Genomic DNA, 15224 nt, shown 5'->3' with positions numbered 1-15224 from the left:
TGTGTGGGTGGGCTCGTGCCGCAACCCGGGATCCGGCACCTGCCGGGTCCCATCCCCCACTGAAGGAGCAGATCATGGCCAGCGGAACAGTGAAGTGGTTCAACGGCGAAAAGGGCTTCGGCTTCATCACCCAGGACGGCGGCGGCGCCGACGTGTTCGTGCACTACTCGGCGATCGCGACGGACGGCTTCCGGTCCCTGGATGAGAACCAGAAGGTCGAGTTCGACGTAGCCCAGGGCCCGAAGGGCCTGCAGGCGGAGAACGTTCGCCCGGTCTGAACCACCGCGCACAGCAGGCCCGGCCGATCACGGCCGGGCCTCCTGTCATGTGGTCCAGAGATATTCGCCGTCGTCCAGCTGCTCGGTGCGGGTCAGGCCGGCGGCCACGGTGACCGCGGCTGACGCGGCGTGGTCCGGGTGGACGTGGGCGATGATTCGCTCGTGGCCCTGGGCGCGCAGCCAGGTGACGAGACCCTGCGCGGCTTCCTTCGCGTAGCCGTGGCCCTGCCAGTCAGTCCCGACCACCCACGCGATCTCCGCCGTACTGCCGGTGACTGTGGTCTGCACATAGCCGACCAGCTCGTCGTCGTACCGGATCACCCAGTTGAACCATTGCTCGTCAGTCCGGCCCGGACCGGCGAGCTGACGGCGGTAGCGAGCTTCCAGGACGTCCACACTCGGCGGCTCACCGCCGGTGAAGGTATAGAGGTCTGGATCGGACAAGACCTTCGCCATCTCACCGGCGTGCTCGACCTGCAGCGGCTGCATACTCAGGCGGGCTGTGGCAAAGGGCGTGATCGACCGCGGGGGTGGGGTGGCAGGTGTTCTCAACACTGTTCGACAGTAGCGCCGGACGGCTCGACCGCTCCCTCCTCGAGTGGCCCGTCCGGGACCACGACTCGTCCGGCCTCACTCTGGACCACCAGGCCGGCCAGGGAACAGTGCTACCCCTGATCTCCCGCTTGATCGTGAAATCTCCCGTCCGCCCGGGACCATCTCCCGACTGTCCAGGAAGAGACGTACCGAAGGACGGGTGGTAGTCGCCTCCGCGTCCGGTCGCACCGACGCTTCCCGCGGGGACCACCGTAGTGGCAGGCACTACCACCCGTCCTTAGGTACGCCCGAGCCGGAATTGCTGGATCAGCAACAAGATGCGGGGGTCGGCCGTGGGCGGGCGGAAACTGGCGCCATGATCGAGATCGATTGGGCGGGAGAGGCCGGGCGGCTCCGGACCGCGGCCGAGAGCGAGAGCGACTGGAACAGGACGGTTGCCACCAGCCTGGTCCGCGACAGCGACAAGGTGGCAGTGGACGTCGGCTGTGGCGGCGGCGGGATGGCCAAGGCGCTCGCCGAGGCCCTGCCGGCCGGTACGACGGTGGTCGCGATCGACGCGGATCCCGACGTACTGGACCAGGCCCGGCAGCACACTGCCGGCGCGGTCCGGTGTGAGCTGGCCTCGATGGACGACGGCGCGGAACCGTTGCGTAAGGCAATCGACGCACCTGCCGACCTGATCTGGGCGTCGGCTTCGGTGCATCACGCCGGCGACCAGCAGGCCGCTGTCGACGCACTGGCGTCACTGCTGGCACCAGGCGGTCGCCTGGCTCTCGCCGAGGGCGGTCTGCCGGCCCGGAGCCTGCCGTGGGACCTGGGCGTCGGCGAGCCCGGCCTCGAGCTGCGACTCGACCTGGCCCAGGACCGCTGGTTCAAGGTGATGCGTGACTCGCTCCCCGGCTCGGTGCCGATGCCGTACGGCTGGACCGAGGCGCTCACGCGCGCCGGGCTGAGCGACGTCACCACCCGAAGCATCCTCAGTGAAACCCCACCACCACTCTCCCCCGACCGCCTGGAGCATCTGGTCTCCGCGTTCCGCTTCCGAGTCGAACGTCTGACGGCTGAGCCTGCGGAGGACGGGCACTCACATGGACACGGTCACGGGCATCTGGTGCCGGCCGATGGCGAGTGGTTGAGTGCTGACGACGTGGCGGCGTGGGAGCAGTTGCTGGACCCGGCCGGCCCGCACTACCTCGGCCACCGGACCGACCTCGCCGTACTGTCCGTGCGCAGCGTCCACGTCGGCCACGCACCGCGCTGACCACGCTCCGGCCCCGGCGTACGGCGTACTGGAGACGAACGCCACGCCGGGGCTTGGGCTGGTGGTGGCCTGGGTGTCGGTGGCTCGCCGTAAGGTGGGTGCCCATGAACGACCGGCTGGTGTGGATCGACTGCGAGATGACCGGCCTCGACCTGGCGGCGGACGCCTTGATCGAGGTCGCGGTGCTGGTCACCGACTATGAGCTGAACGTGCTCGGTGACGGGATCGACCTGGTGATCGCGCCACCACCGGCCGCGCTGGAGCAGATGGGCGACTTCGTCCGCGACATGCACACCGCCTCCGGTCTGCTCGCCGAGCTCGAGCACGGGATCCCGCTCGCGGACGCCGAGCAGCAGGTGCTCGAGTTCATCTCCGGATACGTGAAAGAGCCGCGCAAGGCCGCCCTCGCCGGGAACTCGGTCGGCACCGACCGGACGTTCCTGGTCCGCGACATGCCGCGGGTCGAGGCGCACCTGCACTACCGCAACGTCGACGTCAGCTCGATCAAGGAGCTGGTCCGCCGGTGGTATCCGCGGGTGTACTACGCCACCCCTGCGAAGACCGGTAACCACCGTGCGCTGGCCGACATCACCGAGAGCATCGCCGAGCTCCGCTACTACCGCGAGACCGTGTTCGTCCCGCAGCCCGGTCCGGACTCCGACACCGCCCGAGCCGCCGCGACCCTGATCACCACCCCGGACGCCCCGCCGGCCCCCTGATCCAGGGTGCGGGTGGGCCGATTTCTGGTCCACGGGGTTCATCGCTATGATTGCTCAGCCGTCGCAGTCAGGGCGGCAATGGTGGGTGTAGCTCAGCTGGTAGAGCACCTGGTTGTGGTCCAGGTGGTCGCGGGTTCGAGTCCCGTCACTCACCCGAAGGCGAAGGCGATCTGTGTCCGCGGAAAGCGCGGACCTGGTCGCCTTCGGCATTTTGTGCGGCTGCGCTTCGCTTGCCGCGGGTGGGGGCTTCGCCACCCACACCCCCTGCGCCTTCGCTTCGCTCGGCTCCGTGGCTGGGGTTGCCTTTTGGCTTTCGTCTGTGGCTGAGGTCGCCGTTCGGCTTGTCCGTGGCTGAGGTCGCCGTTCGGCTTTTGTCTGTGGCTGAGGTCGCTTTTGGGCTTGTCCGGGTTGGGGTTGTCTGCGGCCTTCGCTGGTGGCTGATGGGAGGATGCTCGGGTGAAGTCTTCTGGGAGTTTGTGGTTCGGGTATGGCGTGGTGCTGGTGGTCACGTTTGTGGTGGGGTTCTTGGCGTTCGCCGTCTGGGTGCTCTCGATGGTGTTCTGAAAAGTCGGGTGTGATCTTCCCGGCGGGTGGGTGCGTCTCTTGAGGCAGAGGCATCGACCGAGAGGCTGCGATGAGGGCAACTGAAGACTTCGAGGAGTTTGCGCGGGCGCGGATACCGCAGCTGTACCGCACCGCCTGGCTGCTGACAGGTGATCGGCACCACGCCGAGGATCTGGTCCAGGACACGCTCGCGAACATGCTGCGGACCTGGCATCGGGTCGAGAATCCGGCGGCGTACGCGCGGGCCGCGCTGGCGCGGACGTTCATTTCACAGCGGCGGCGGAAGAGCTGGACCGAGCGGCCGACCGCGGAGGTGCCGGAACGCGCCGAGCGGGCCGGGGATCCGGAGCTGCGGATGGCGCTGCAGAGTGCGTTGGCCGAGTTGGCGCCGTTGGATCGCGCCGTGCTGGTGCTGCGGTTCTTCGAAGATCGCAGCGTCGAGCAGGTCGCGCTCGATCTCGGCAAGAACGCCAGTGCGATCACCACCCGCACCGCCCGAGCCCTCGACCGCCTCCGCGCGGTCCTCGGCGACGGCGCCGCCCAGCTGATCGCGCACTGAACCCGAGGAGCACCGATGAACAACCAACTCACCGATCTCATGCAGCGGGCCACCGAGAACCTCGAGCCGGTCACGCCCGACCTGCTCGAACGGAGCGTCCAGCAGGGCCTCCACCTCCGGCGTCGTCGTACGACGGTCCTCAGCCTCACCGGAGCCGGAGCCGTCGTGGCCACCGTGGGCCTGATCGCCGGCGGAGTCCAACTGCTCGGCGGCCCGTCGGAAGCAGCAGTCGCCGGTACGCCGGCTCCCTTGACCGCACCGCCGGCAGCCAAGCCGCGCCACGTGACCCCGCAGCAGACTCTCGCCACACTCCGGTCTCTCGTCGAGGCACCTGGCCGGACTCTCACCAAGCCCGAGACGTGGGGCGAATCCAAGGACGGCTTCGTCGCCGCGGCGTACGTCGTCGACGACGGCAAGGGCGCCTCCCGCGTCGACGTCCTGCTCTCCGCCGGCGGCGAGGAGAACCCCTGCGCCACCGCCTCGACCGGCTGCACCAAGTTGCCCGATGGCTCGTCGGTGTTCGCCATGGCCGAGCAGCCCGAGTACCCGGGCAACCGCAACAAGGACGGCGTCACCAGCAACTACGTCGCCCTGTACCTGCGCGACGGACGCTTGATCAGCATGACCAGCTACAACGCGCCGGCCGAGAAGGACTCGCGGCACACCCGCCAGAAGCCGTTGTTCACGGTGGCGCAGCTCACCTCGATGGTGAAGAGCAAGACCTGGAAATTCCCACCGGCGAACCCGGTCAAGCCCAGCGGTACGGCGGTCAAGCCGTCGTCGAAGGTCCAGCCCAGCAAGTGAACGCAACGGCCCGGCTACCCAGGTGGATAGCCGGGCCGTCGGCGTTCTCGCCGTCACTGGCGGATGAAGCGGACCGCATCCGTTACGACGTAGCCGTCGCCGCTGTCGGCCAGTTCCACGGTCCCGGCCAGTCCGCCGGCGAAGGGGTAGGTCCCCAACGACACCCATTCACCGCCACATACGTCGGGCACGCCACGAACGGTCTGGTCGACGGCGACTGCCGTGGATCCGTCCGCGTGATTGACGACGTACGGCGTCGGCGCCCGACCTGACGGACGGCGAGTTCGACCGCGTCGAGAATGAGTTCGGCGGCATCACCGACCCCGACGCCGATCCCATCGCCACCATTCCGTTCTGGCGAGATCTTCTGTAGCTCACTTGCGCCGGAAGCTTCGCAGTGAGCGGCTGATCCAGGCCCAGGCGATGGGGATCCCGGTGGGGGCTAGGGCGACGAAGGTGACGTTCACTGGGTTCCAGCGCCATGACTGCGGATCGCGGACTCTTGTGGGTTTGCGCGGGTCAACCTCGAGTTGGATGACGTCGCCGCTCTCCGGTCGCTGGTGGATGTCCTCGACCTGCACCCTGACGCCGGCGAAGGGCGACTGCAGTTCCGCGTTGAAGCTGGGTCCCCGCTGGTCGTAGTTGGTCCGGATCACTTGCGCGCGAACGAGCTCACCACGCTGATCGAGCATCAGGTCGTCGTAGGCGAAGGAGATCGAGAGCCCAGCCATGACAGCGATCCACAGCAGGCTCACGACCAGCCGCAGCGTCGACCAGTTGCCGACCGGGGTCGACAGAACGATGCGCTCGAGCCACGGGCCGTCGGCGGCGGGACGGTGTCTACCCGTCGACATGTCGGCCTCCCCTGCCGGGGCTGGTTCGTGGACCACTGAGGAGGCGGTTGGAGGCTGTCCAGCCGACGAGGACGGCGATGATGGTTGTGCCGCCGATGGCGATCAGGCCGGCGACGTCCGATGGAGTTCCGCTGTCGGTTGCGAAGTCCTCGGCATCGACCGCGGCGATGACCTGGGTCGGGTCGTCCGGCTTGTAGAGGATGCGGAGCGGGGCGGCGTATCGCGTGCCGACCGCCGGTGGGTGGCGGCCGTCGGCGTTGCCCTCCGGATCGCCCAAGTTGTTCCACAGCGTCGCCAGGTGACGTTCCGCCGCCACGACGAACGTCACTTCGACCTCGTCGATGTAGCTACCACCCTTGCTGTACAGGACCCGCAGCTCGACCTGATCCGCCACGGTCTCGACACCCGTGTCCTGGTACTCCTGCGCCACGGCTCGCTGATGGCGGATGTCGAGAAGGGCTACGAGACCGAGCACGGTGGCCACCAACGCAAGAGCGCCCACGACCGAGGCCCAGCGCGGAATGGACGGCACGATCAGGCCTCTTTCGGTCGACGACAAGTACGTCGCCGACCAGGCTTCCCGGCACACCCTCGGCCGTCGTCCCGCGAGAGTACGACGGACTCACTCGTAGTATCGCCGTCCGGCACCGCGCGTTACACGCGTCCGGGTGCAGACTCGTAGGCAGACAGTGGGCCCGGAGTAGGGAGCACGGATCATGCGCGACACGGTGGAGCCCGGCGGTGACGGACCGGAGGTCGAGGAGGCCTGGTCGCAGGAGGACTACCACCACCCCGCTGCCGGCTGGGGTGCGGCGGTGTCGGTCGCCCGGGTGCTCACCCGCGAGCACACGGTCGTGTCGGGTACTCGCGCGATGCTCAAGATGAACCACGAGGACAGCGGGTTCGACTGCCCCGGGTGTGCCTGGCCCGACGCCACCGACGGGCTGAAGCTCGACCTCTGCGAGAACGGCATCAAGCACGTCGCGTGGGAGATGACCTCGAAGCGCGCCGGCCGCGAGTTCTTCGCCCAGCACACCGTGTCCGAGCTCGCTACCTGGACAGACTTCGCGCTGGAGGATCAGGGCCGGCTGACCGAGCCGCTGGTGTACGACGCTGCCACCGATCGCTACCGGCCGATCGAATGGCAGGCCGCATTCGACCTGATCGGCCAGGTGCTGCGCAGTCTCGACACCCCCGGCCAGGCGGCGTTCTACACCTCCGGCCGGCTCAGCAACGAGGCGACGTTCCTCTATCAACTGATGGCCCGGGAGTACGGCACCAACAATCTGCCGGACTGCTCGAACATGTGCCACGAAGCCTCCGGCCGAGCACTCCAGGCAGCGCTCGGCACCGGGAAGGGCACGGCCGACCTCAAGGACTGGGAGACCGCCGAGGCCCTGTTCATCCTCGGCGTCAACGCCGCGTCGAACGCACCGCGGATGCTGACCGCGCTCTCGGACGCGTATCGCCGCGGCGCGCAGATCGTCCACATCAACCCGCTGGTCGAGGCCGCGGCCCGGCGCACGATCGTCCCGCACGAGGTCGTCGACATGGCGCTGTTCAAGTCGACGCCGACCAGCACCCTGAACCTCCAGGTCCGGCCGGGCGGCGACCTGGCCCTGCTGCGCGGCATCGCGAAAGCCGTACTCGAGGAGGCGCGCACCGATCCGAAGGCGCTCGACGAGGTCTTCCTCGAGCGGCACACCGACGGGTTCGCGGCGTACCAGAAGTTGTGTGAGGCAACGGATTGGCGGGAGCTGGAGCGGCAGTCGGGACTGTCCGAGGCGGACATCCGGCGCGCGGCGGAGATCTACTCACGGTCCAAGCGCACGCTGATCAGTTGGTGCCTCGGCCTTACTCAGCACGAGCACGGCGTCGACACCGTCCGCGAGATCGTCAATCTCCTGCTGCTGCGCGGGAACCTGGGCCGCGAGGGCGCAGGACCGTCGCCCGTCCGCGGGCACAGCAACGTGCAGGGCAACCGCACCTGCGGGATCGATCACCGCCCGACGACCGAGTTCCTCGACCGGCTCGCCGCCGCCTGTGGCATCGACCCCCCGCGCGAGCACGGCCTCGACACGGTCCGCACGATCGCCGCGATGATCGACGGATCGGTCAAGGTCTTCGTCGGGATGGGCGGCAACTTCGCGCTGGCCGCTCCGGACACCGCGGCGACGGCGGATGGCCTGCGGCATTGTGAGTTGACCGTGCACGTCAGCACGAAGCTCAACCGAAGCCACCTGGTGCACGGGCGGAAGGCGCTGATCCTGCCGTGCCTGGGGCGGACCGAGCTGGATCTGCAGTCTGCCGGACCGCAGTCGACCTCGGTCGAGGACTCGATGAGCATGGTTCATTTGTCGAGGGGCCGGAAGCGGCCGGCCTCGCCGTACCTGCTGTCGGAGCCGGCGATCATCGCCGGGATGGCTCGGGCGACGCTGCCGGGGAGCGCGACGCCGTGGGAGTGGTACGTCGAGGACTACGACCGGGTGCGTGATGTGATGGCGAAGGCGCTGGACGGGTTCGAGGACTTCAACCGGCGGGTCCGGGGGCCGCTCGGGTTCCGGCTGCGGCAGCCGGCCCGGGAGCTGGTGTTCCGGACGCCGTCCGGGCGAGCCGAGTTCTCCACCGCCGACCTGCCGGACGTAGTGCCCGCGGACGGCGTCCTCGTGTTGCAGACGATGCGGTCGCACGACCAGTGGAACACCACGATCTACTCCGACGACGATCGCTATCGCGGGGTGAAGAACCTCCGCACGCTGATCCTGATGAACCGCGACGACATGCGGTCGCGCGGGATCGGGCAGGGTGCCTTGGTGGACATCACCGCGACCGCGCGGGACGGGTCCACGCGCGTACTGCGGAACTACCGGGCGCTGCGGTACGACGTACCTCGTGGCAGCGCCGCCGGGTACATGCCCGAGATGAACGCGCTGGTCGCGGCGAGCGACTACAGCACGCAGAGCGATCAGCCGTTGATGAAGAACATCAAGGTCCGCGTCGTCCCGGCCTGAATCCGGCGGCGAAGCGGTCAGGTGACGGGGTCGACGTACCAGTCCGGGAGGGGGACCGGGCGGAGGTCGGTCGGGTCGCCGGGGCGGCTCAGGGTCAGCACGGCCCGTTCGATCTCGGGGCGGGCGTTCAGCGCCTCCTCGATGTCGTTCAGGCGGATGGCCACGGCGGACTCGGGGTCGTTGCCGATGACGTCGACCGCGGCGACCAGGAAGATCTTGTCGGCGCCGACCCACTCCATGTGCAGGAAGCTGACCCGTTCGATGTCCTTGTGATCGAGCAGCGCCCGCAGTGCCCGGTTGCGGGCCAGCGGCGTGACTGCCTCACCGGTGAGGAAGTCCATGTTCCGGCTGATCAGGAACAGCGCGACCCCGCCGAGCAGCAGGCCGACGATGATCGACCCGATCGCGTCCCAGACCGCGTTGCCGGTCAGCTGATGCAGCAGGATCGCCAGCGTCGCGATCACGATCCCGATCAGCGCCGAGAGGTCCTCGACGAACACCGCCCGCAGCACCGGGTTCGAGGTGATCCGCACGTACCGCAACGGCCGCAGCATCCGCTTGAGCGCACCGGCCTTGGTCTGGCGCAGCGCCTGCGCGAACGAGGTCCCCTCGAGCACGAACGAGATCGCGAGGACGACGTAGGCCCAGGTGTACGACGGGCTGCCCTCCTCCCCGTTCTGCAGCGACTGGATCCCGTGCCAGACCGACACCGCCGCGCCGACGGTGAACAGTCCGAACGCGGCGAACATCGACCAGATGTAGCCCTCCCGCCCGTACCCGAGTGGATGCGTCCGGTCGGCCGGTTTCCGGGCCCGCCGCTCGCCGACGAGCAGGAAGATCTCGTTGCCGGTGTCGGCCCAGGAGTGCGCGGCCTCGGCCGTCATCGAGGCTGAGCCGGTGATCACCGCGACGGCCGTCTTCGCCACCGCGATCAACAGATTCGCGGTCAGCGCGACCACCACGGTCAGAAAGCTCTCGCCCCCCGCGTTATCCGAGCTACTCACAGCACGACAGTAATCCCCCGCCCTCGCCGGTCACCGCAACGTCGGCGCCCGGGCGCGCATCGTCAGCCAGGTGGGCGGATGATGCGTTGCTCGATGGCGCGGGCAACTGCGGCGGCCCGGGTGTCCACTTCGAGCTTCGTGTAGATGTGCGAGAGATGCGACTTCACCGTCGCTTCGCTGACGAACAGGCTCCTGGCCAGTTCCCTGTCCGCGACGCTGGCACTCTCCGCGGCCCTGGTCGGCGTCGGCGTACCCACGGCGTCTGCCCGGCCCGCTACCTACGAGCTCTCCGGTGACGCCGGTGGGTCCAAGTTCGAGGGCATCGGGTACGACGCTCGCACGCAGCGGTACTACGTATCGGAGACCACCGGTGGCGAGATCCACCGCGGACAGTTGCGATCCGCGGCCGCGACCGAGTGGCTACCGGGTGACGGGACCGACGGCCGCTGGACCGCGCGTGGTGTCGCGGTCGACTCGCGCGGCCGGGTATACGTCGCGGGTGGCCCGAACGGCATCGATCACCCAGGGGCGCCGGACCTGTGGGTCTACGAACGTGATGGCCGGCTCCTCGCGGCACTGCGGACCGGCGTGCCGAACGCGTTCCTGAACGACCTCGTGATCGGACCGGACGGAGCGGCGTACGTCACGAACTCGAATGCCGCAGGTGTTCCGCGTTACCGAGGAGCACGGCCGCTGGACCATGCGGACCTGGGCGGACGCCACTGCGACCATCCCGACCCAGACCGGCTTCAACCTCGGCGGAATCGTCCTGTCCCCGGACCGGCGCGCGCTGGTCGTCGCCCAGGGCAACGTCGGCAGGCTCTGGCGGTTCGCCCTGAGCACTGGCACGGTTTCGGCTGTCGACACCGGCGCGGCTGACCTCGTCAACGCGGACGGTCTCGTGCAGGATGGCCGTCGGCTCTGGGTGGTCCGCAACTTCTCTCGCGTCCTGACCACGCTGCAGCTCTCAAGCGACGGCCGTACGGCGCGATTGGCTTCTGCGACCCCTACGGACCCGGACCGGGTGCTCACCACGGCGAAGCTCGCCCAGGGCAGACTGCTGCTGGTCGACAGCAAGTTCGACGAGCCCACCGCGGTCCCGCCGTACCAGGTCGTCACCCTTACCCCACCGCGCCGATGAACCGCACCATGGCAGCGGCTGCCGTCATCATGGTGACGGCAGCCTGCACGACCACCGACAGGACCCCACCTCCGTCCCCGTCCCCTCAGAGGACCAGCGCAGTGTCGACAGTCAGCACCCTCGATCAGCAACTGATCGCCGCCGCCTGGAGGAACGACGTCGCCGAAGCCCGCCGGCTGATCAACGCCGGCGCGAACGTCAACGCGGTCGACGACTCCGTGCAGAGCGCCTTCCTGATCGCCGCGAGCGAGGGGTACGTCGAACTCCTCGACCTCACGCTGCAGCACGGCGCCGACATCCGCAGCCTCGACAGCTACCGCGGTACGGCGCTGATCCGCGCCGCCGAGCGTGGTCACGCGGCGGTGGTCGGCCGGCTGCTCCAGGCCGGTGTGGCAGTAGATCACGTCAATCGCCTCGGCTGGACCGCGCTGCACGAGGCCGTCCTGCTCGGCAAGGGCACCCCGCAGTACGTCGACACGGTCCGGCTTCTGATCGCCGCCGGAGCCGACCGGAACAAACCAGCGGAGCGCGACGGCACCACACCGGTGCAGGGAGCGCGGAGCCAGACCGAGGTGGCGGCTGTCCTGGCGACCAAGCTCCCGAGCTCCCCCGCCGCCGCTCTGCTAGCGGCTGCCGCGGCTGGCGACGCTGACCAGGTCGCTGCCGCCCTGGCCGCCGGTGCGCCACTGGAGTCCCGCGACGACAACCGCCGTACCGCTCTGCTCCTGGCCTCCTTGAACGACCGCGTCGACGTGGCCCGGCTCCTGGTCGCGCTGGGCGCCGACCCCGATGCGCAGGACGACCGGCAGGACTCCGCGTGGCTCGTCACCGGCGTCACCGGCAGCGTCGCGATGCTCGAGACCCTCCTGCCCGCGAAGCCGGACCTGACCCTCCGCAATCGCTTCGGCGGCATCTCGGTCATCCCGGCGAGCGAACGCGGCCACGTCGACTACGTCCGCCGCGTGGTCCAGACCGGCATCAATGTCAATCACGTCAACGACCTCGGCTGGACCGCCCTCCTGGAAGCCATCATCCTCGGCCAAGGCACCAAGCCCTGGCAGGACATCGTCCGCATCCTCCTCGCCGCCGGCGCGGACCCGTCCCTCCCCGACACCGACGGCGCCACCCCCCTCCACCACGCCACCAACCGCGGCTACACCGAAATCGCCGCCCTCCTCCGCTCCGCCGGCGCCCGCTAGGCCCAGATGGCAGCCAGCGTCCCGTCACCGAGAGCTTCGGGGGGATCGGGGTACGGGACGGCTCGGCCCTCGGCGTACCGCTTGGCCGTCCAAGCCGCCGCGGCGGCATCCAGCACGTCGTCGACAGCCGCGAACTCGCCGGCGGGACCGATGTCGCCGGCGATGCTCATGCCGGCGGCCGCGAGCAGTTGTCTGCGCTCCTCCCCACCGGCCCAGGTCGACTTCGGATGGGCCAACGGCCGCCCGGCCATCGTTGCGAAGCAGACTTCCGGGTGGACCTCGATCACCGCGCAGCGAGCGCTCGGCACCCAGGCGTCGACCTCGAGGATCTTCCGCGCCAAGGCGTACGCCTGTTGACTGATCCCCTTCCCTGCCGCCTGCACATTCAGCGCCGACGCCTCGGCGTGCGTCGCCGCCGTCAGCGCCTGCCTGACCGGGGTCGCGAACACCGACGACGCTCGCCGCCCGACCGTACGCCGCGCCAGCACGTCAGCCTGTCGCGAGCCGGTCGACGGCAGCCCGATCGGAATATCGACGCCCACCACGGCCAACGCCCCATCCAACTCCGCCAGGTCGACCAGTTCTTCGATCGTCGTCCCGAAGTAGGCCCGCAGGCCGTCGGTAACGCCCACCCACCCCTTCTTGCACGCGTCGACACCCATCACCCGCGTACCGGCCGATCCTTCCCGCATTGCTCCTCCGGTTGTCACGCCAGCAAGGTAGCGCCACAGACCGTCGATACGTCGGGGCGTGACACGATTGCGGGGTGCGGCTCTTCTCTGGTGGCGGTGGCGACAGGGCGAGCGAGCTGGCGGTCGGGCATGCGTTGGTTCGGCGCGCGTCGGCCGGCGAGGTGGAGGAGGCGCTGCGGGTCTATCGGCCGTCAGGCCCGGTGGTGGTGTTTGGGCGGCGGGACACGCGGCTGCCGGGCTTCGGGGCGGCGGTGCGTGCGGCTCGGGCGGCCGGATTCGAACCGCTGGTGCGGGCGGTGGGTGGACGCCCGGTCGCGTACACGGATCAGGCGTTGGTGGTTGATCACGTCAAGCACGAGCGGCTGGCGCCCGACGGGATGGAGACCCGCTTCAAGCAGTACGGGTCGCTGTACGCCGACGTGCTGCAGACGCTCGGGATCGACGCGCGGGTCGGAGCGGTGCCGGGCGAGTATTGTCCGGGCGCTCACAGCATCAACGCGCGCGGTCTGGTGAAACTCGTCGGCACCGGGCAGCGCGTCGTACCCAACGGGTGGCTGTTCAGTGCCCTGGTCGTGGTGGGCGACGACGGGCGCCTCCAACCACTGTTGGCCGATGTCTATCGACACCTGGAGTTGCCCTTCGACCCGGCGTCCGTCGGCTCGCTCTCGACAGAAGTGCCGGGCTTGACGGTCGAGACCGTGGAGCGCCATCTGCTCGACGCGTACGGCGCGACAGACCGGCAGGCGCTCGACGACACAACACTCGAGCTCGCGACGTCACTCGCCGCCGATCACCGGGTCGCCTGAATCAGTCGTGGGTCAGACAGCGCGACGGCAGCTCGAACCACCTCAGGTGATCGAAGTCCGTGTTCACGCGGCCCTCGGAGTCGGTGCTCTGCTCCTGACAGGTGGACAGGAGTTCGCGGGCTTCGCTGAGGTAGTCCTCGAGAGCTGACTCCGGTGCGGTGTGATCGTGGCGTGGGTACCTCAGCTTGCCGTCTGCGTCGTACCCGACCTGCGACAGCCGCATCGGCGGCTCGACCGGACCACGATGGTGCCGCCACAGGCCCGTCGCCGGGTCGAAGCGGTAGTCGCCGAGCAGTCGCCATCCGTCACGGGCGACCAGCTTCACCGCCTCCACGACGTACGAGAAGACCGCCTCCGAGATGAAGTAGTTGAAGTTGACCCGCACCCACCCCGGCTTGATCCCCTCGCAGCCGTGCAGGATCTCCTCGGCGAACTCGTGCGAGCGCACCAGGTCGATCCCCAGCAGCGTGTGTCCGTACGGACCCGCGCACGAGCACCCGCCCCGCGACTGGATGCCGAACAGGTCGTTCAGCAGGGCGACCACGAAGTTGTGGTGCAGGTAGCGCCCGGACGGCGCCTTGACCTCGAACGAGACGATCGACAGCCGCTCGGAGTCCAGATTGCCGAGGATCTGCAGGTGCGGCTCGTCCTTCCACGCCTCGACCGCGCGGCGCAGGTACGCGTCCTCGTGCGCGCGGATCACGTCGATCCCCACCGCCTGCTTCAGCTGGAAGGCCAATCCGGCCCGGATCGACCCGATGATCGCCGGCGTACCGCCCTCCTCCCGGTGCACCGGGTCGTCGAGATAGCGGTGCTCCAGCGGATTCACGTACGCGACCGTCCCGCCACCAGGTACGTCGGGGACCCGGTTGCGGAGCAGCTCACGCCGGGCCACGAGTACGCCGGGAGTCCCCGGACCGCCGATCAGCTTGTGCGGACTGAGGAAGATCGCGTCCTTGTACGACAGCGGGTCGGTGTCGCGGCCGCCGTACATGTTGATCTCGACGTACGGCGCCGCGGCCGCACAGTCCCAGAACGACAGAGCGCCGTACCGATGGAGCAGCGCCGAGACGCGATGGGTGTTGCTGACGATGCCCGTGACGTTGCTAGCCGCGGAGAACGAGCCGATCTTGAGCGGGCGATCGGCGTACTCGATCAGGCGCTCCTCGAGCTGCGGGATGTCGATGTGGCCGTCGTGGTCCTGGCTGATCAGGACGACGTCGGCGATCGACTCACGCCACGGGAGTTCGTTGGAGTGGTGCTCGTACGGCCCGATGAAGACGACCGGGCGCTCGTCGGGCGGAATCTGGTCGGTGAGGTGATAGGTGTCGTCCAGTTCGGCCGGGATGCGTAGGCCGAGGATGCCGATCAGCTTGTCGATCGCGCCGGTCGCGCCGGAGCCGCAGAAGATCAGCGCGGTCTCGTCGTCACCGCCGACGCTCTGGTGGATGATCCGGCGGGCGTCCTCGCGCAGGCGGGTGGTCTGCAGCCCGGTCCCGCTGGACTCGGTATGCGTGTTCGCGTACCGCGGCAGGACCTCCTCGCGGATGAAGTCCTCCAGGAAGGTGAGCGCGCGGCCGGACGCGGTGTAGTCGGCGTACGTGACTCGGCGGGGACCGTACGGCCCCGGCATCACCTGGTCGTCCCCGATCACCGACGCCCGGATCCGCCGCAGCAGCGGCGTGTCCGGCGGCATCTCCCCCTGGCTCCTCATGCCTCAGAGTAAGGCGACCGAGTGACGTTCGTCTCGTGCCGTCGGGGCGAGCTGTGGATAAGG

General features: G+C 68.9%; 17 protein-coding genes and 1 tRNA gene. 10 read left to right on the top strand and 8 right to left on the bottom strand.

The window, feature by feature from the left end:
- Positions 1 to 74 precede the first annotated feature (74 nt).
- The gene (locus OG558_RS24750) at positions 75 to 278 is read left to right on the top strand and encodes a cold-shock protein (protein WP_132152442.1); all 204 of its coding nucleotides are present in this window, start codon (positions 75 to 77) and stop codon (positions 276 to 278) included.
- A gap of 45 nt (positions 279 to 323) precedes the next feature.
- Here the strand turns inward: OG558_RS24750 and OG558_RS24745 are convergent, their stop codons facing one another.
- Positions 324 to 833 carry a GNAT family N-acetyltransferase gene (locus OG558_RS24745; RefSeq protein ID WP_405065150.1) on the bottom strand — a complete coding sequence of 170 codons (510 nt, stop codon included), beginning with the start codon at positions 831 to 833 and terminating at the stop codon, positions 324 to 326.
- 355 nt (positions 834 to 1188) lie between these two features.
- On the opposite strand from OG558_RS24745, the gene OG558_RS24740 reads away from it, so the two are divergent.
- From OG558_RS24740 to OG558_RS24720, 5 genes are all read left to right on the top strand, one after another.
- Positions 1189 to 2094 (top strand): class I SAM-dependent methyltransferase, encoded by a 906-nt coding sequence (locus OG558_RS24740; protein WP_405065149.1) that lies wholly within the window; start codon positions 1189 to 1191, stop codon positions 2092 to 2094.
- A gap of 104 nt (positions 2095 to 2198) precedes the next feature.
- A complete protein-coding gene (gene orn / locus OG558_RS24735; RefSeq protein ID WP_405065148.1) occupies positions 2199 to 2813 on the top strand; it encodes an oligoribonuclease in 615 nt (204 codons plus the stop codon).
- 81 nt (positions 2814 to 2894) lie between these two features.
- A tRNA-His gene (locus tag OG558_RS24730) sits at positions 2895 to 2967 on the top strand.
- Between the two features lie 480 nt (positions 2968 to 3447).
- Positions 3448 to 3936 (top strand): SigE family RNA polymerase sigma factor, encoded by a 489-nt coding sequence (locus OG558_RS24725; RefSeq protein WP_328522619.1) that lies wholly within the window; start codon positions 3448 to 3450, stop codon positions 3934 to 3936.
- Positions 3937 to 3951: 15 nt separating this feature from the next.
- Positions 3952 to 4740 carry a hypothetical protein gene (locus OG558_RS24720; protein WP_405065147.1) on the top strand — a complete coding sequence of 263 codons (789 nt, stop codon included), beginning with the start codon at positions 3952 to 3954 and terminating at the stop codon, positions 4738 to 4740.
- A 53-nt stretch (positions 4741 to 4793) separates the two neighbouring features.
- Here the strand turns inward: OG558_RS24720 and OG558_RS24715 are convergent, their stop codons facing one another.
- The 3 genes from OG558_RS24715 to OG558_RS24705 all read right to left on the bottom strand — a co-directional run bounded on the left by OG558_RS24715 (position 4794) and on the right by OG558_RS24705 (position 6126).
- Positions 4794 to 4931, bottom strand: coding sequence for a hypothetical protein (locus tag OG558_RS24715; protein WP_405065146.1), 138 nt, complete (start codon positions 4929 to 4931; stop codon positions 4794 to 4796).
- A 183-nt stretch (positions 4932 to 5114) separates the two neighbouring features.
- Positions 5115 to 5594, bottom strand: coding sequence for a hypothetical protein (locus OG558_RS24710; RefSeq protein WP_405065145.1), 480 nt, complete (start codon positions 5592 to 5594; stop codon positions 5115 to 5117).
- Positions 5581 to 6126 (bottom strand): hypothetical protein, encoded by a 546-nt coding sequence (locus tag OG558_RS24705; RefSeq protein ID WP_405065144.1) that lies wholly within the window; start codon positions 6124 to 6126, stop codon positions 5581 to 5583. The genes OG558_RS24710 and OG558_RS24705 overlap by 14 nt, the downstream gene beginning before the upstream one ends.
- Before the next feature lie 184 nt (positions 6127 to 6310).
- Here OG558_RS24705 and OG558_RS24700 point away from each other — a divergent pair, with 184 nt between their 5' ends.
- Entirely contained in the window at positions 6311 to 8605 is a 2295-nt protein-coding gene (locus OG558_RS24700) for an FdhF/YdeP family oxidoreductase (protein WP_405065143.1), read from the top strand.
- A 17-nt stretch (positions 8606 to 8622) separates the two neighbouring features.
- On the opposite strand, the gene OG558_RS24695 is transcribed toward OG558_RS24700, so the two are convergent.
- The gene (locus OG558_RS24695; RefSeq protein WP_405065142.1) at positions 8623 to 9609 is read right to left on the bottom strand and encodes a cation diffusion facilitator family transporter; all 987 of its coding nucleotides are present in this window, start codon (positions 9607 to 9609) and stop codon (positions 8623 to 8625) included.
- Between the two features lie 62 nt (positions 9610 to 9671).
- Complete coding sequence (locus tag OG558_RS24690) at positions 9672 to 9866, bottom strand: response regulator transcription factor (RefSeq protein WP_405065141.1); 195 nt, start codon at positions 9864 to 9866, stop codon at positions 9672 to 9674.
- Positions 9867 to 10273: 407 nt separating this feature from the next.
- Between OG558_RS24690 and OG558_RS24685 the strand changes: the two genes are divergently transcribed.
- The gene (locus OG558_RS24685) at positions 10274 to 10750 is read left to right on the top strand and encodes a hypothetical protein (protein ID WP_405065140.1); all 477 of its coding nucleotides are present in this window, start codon (positions 10274 to 10276) and stop codon (positions 10748 to 10750) included.
- Between the two features lie 101 nt (positions 10751 to 10851).
- Positions 10852 to 11949: an ankyrin repeat domain-containing protein gene (locus tag OG558_RS24680; RefSeq protein WP_405065139.1), complete on the top strand. Its 1098-nt coding sequence runs from the start codon at positions 10852 to 10854 to the stop codon at positions 11947 to 11949.
- Here the strand turns inward: OG558_RS24680 and OG558_RS24675 are convergent.
- On the bottom strand, positions 11946 to 12659 hold the full coding sequence (locus tag OG558_RS24675; protein ID WP_405065138.1) for a DUF429 domain-containing protein: 714 nt from the start codon (positions 12657 to 12659) through the stop codon (positions 11946 to 11948). The genes OG558_RS24680 and OG558_RS24675 overlap by 4 nt on opposite strands.
- Positions 12660 to 12715: 56 nt before the next feature.
- On the opposite strand from OG558_RS24675, the gene OG558_RS24670 reads away from it, so the two are divergent.
- On the top strand, positions 12716 to 13447 hold the full coding sequence (locus OG558_RS24670; protein WP_405065137.1) for a biotin/lipoate A/B protein ligase family protein: 732 nt from the start codon (positions 12716 to 12718) through the stop codon (positions 13445 to 13447).
- A 1-nt stretch (position 13448) separates the two neighbouring features.
- On the opposite strand, the gene OG558_RS24665 is transcribed toward OG558_RS24670, so the two are convergent.
- Positions 13449 to 15161 (bottom strand): aminotransferase class V-fold PLP-dependent enzyme, encoded by a 1713-nt coding sequence (locus OG558_RS24665; protein ID WP_405065136.1) that lies wholly within the window; start codon positions 15159 to 15161, stop codon positions 13449 to 13451.
- Positions 15162 to 15224: the final 63 nt, after the last annotated feature.

It is taken from the genome of Kribbella sp. NBC_01510 (genome assembly GCF_045040325.1).
Classification (GTDB): Bacteria; Actinomycetota; Actinomycetes; order Propionibacteriales; family Kribbellaceae; genus Kribbella.
The sequence above is the reverse complement of the archived record's forward strand: the minus strand, read 5'-3'. Positions and strand labels throughout refer to the sequence as shown.